The sequence below is a fragment of the Streptomyces aureus genome (genome assembly GCF_001418135.1).
GTDB lineage: Bacteria > Actinomycetota > Actinomycetes > Streptomycetales > Streptomycetaceae > Streptomyces > Streptomyces aureus_A.
In genome coordinates this window covers 1-1059 of the sequence record NZ_LIPQ01000699.1, presented here as the reverse complement: position 1 = coordinate 1059, position 1059 = coordinate 1, and the positions used below count along the sequence as shown (strand labels likewise).

The 1059-nt window shown below is 73.0% G+C and carries 2 pseudogenes; one reads left to right on the top strand and one right to left on the bottom strand.

Annotated features, from left to right (window positions below):
- Positions 1-222 (bottom strand): annotated as a pseudogene (locus AOK00_RS36275) (heme-binding protein); the annotation flags it as partial.
- Between the two features lie 306 nt (positions 223-528).
- Here AOK00_RS36275 and AOK00_RS36270 point away from each other — a divergent pair.
- Positions 529-1059, top strand: a pseudogene (locus tag AOK00_RS36270) (sensor histidine kinase); the annotation flags it as partial.

Genomic DNA, 1059 nt, shown 5'->3' with positions numbered 1-1059 from the left:
GCGCTGGTTCTCCTTCTCGGCTGCGTCCAGGGTCGCCTGCGCGGCCTTCGTCGCGGCCTCGATCGTCAGGTGGGTCGACTGCTGGAGGTTGTCGTCGCCGGCGTCGGCGCGGACCACGGCGGCGGGGGCGGCGGCCGGGGCGGAGGCGTTCGCGGAGACCGCGCCGAAGGTGCCGGCGGCGACGACAGCGGCGGCGGTGGCACCGAAGAGGATCTTCTTCATGAGGAACTCCGTGAGGGTGAGGAGGGAGGAGATACGAGGAGAAGCGAGGCGAGCCGAGGTGACCGTGCGAGCGGTCCGTTCCTTCGCTCTGCAACCCATCCTGTGGCCGGAACCCGGGCCGTCCGGTCCACGGTCCGGCTGCCCTCCTCACGCACACTGGAGGACGGCCGGGTCAGCCGATCGGCTGATGCCCCCGTGGTCCCCCCGGGTCAGGATGGACAGATATCCCCAGGTCAGGAAGGTGAGAACGTGACACGGCCGACGGAGACCGAGCAGGACCCCGACGCCACCTGGCTGGCGCGGGTCATGCACATCGCCTTCTTCCTCCTCCTCGGCGCCTCGCTCGCCCGCTTCCTGCTGCGCCACCCCTGGGAGGACCGCAGCCCCTGGATCGTCGCCCTCTCCGGAGCCCTCGCCTCCCTCTACCTCCTCGGCCCCGTCGTCGGCACCCGCGCCGCGCCGCGCCGGATCGCCTGGCTGAGCACCGTCGTCGCCGTCTGGATCCTGCTCGTCGTCCTCGCGCCGAGCTTCGCCTGGTGCGCGGTGCCGCTCTTCTACACGGGCCTGCGCACCCTCCCGGCGCGGGCCGCGCTCGGGCTGGTCACGCTGCTCACCGCGTTCGTGGTGTTCGCGCAGGTACAGCTCGCGCACGGCGGCTGGGACCCGAACCTGGTCGTCGCCCCGCCGGCCGTCGCCGCCATCGCCACCGGCGTCTTCGTGTACTCGGACCGGCAGGCGGCCCGCCAGCGGGCGCTCATCGACGACCTCATCCGCACCCGGCGCGAACTCGCCGCGATCGAGCGCCGCGAGGGCACCCTCGCCGAACGCCAGCGCCTG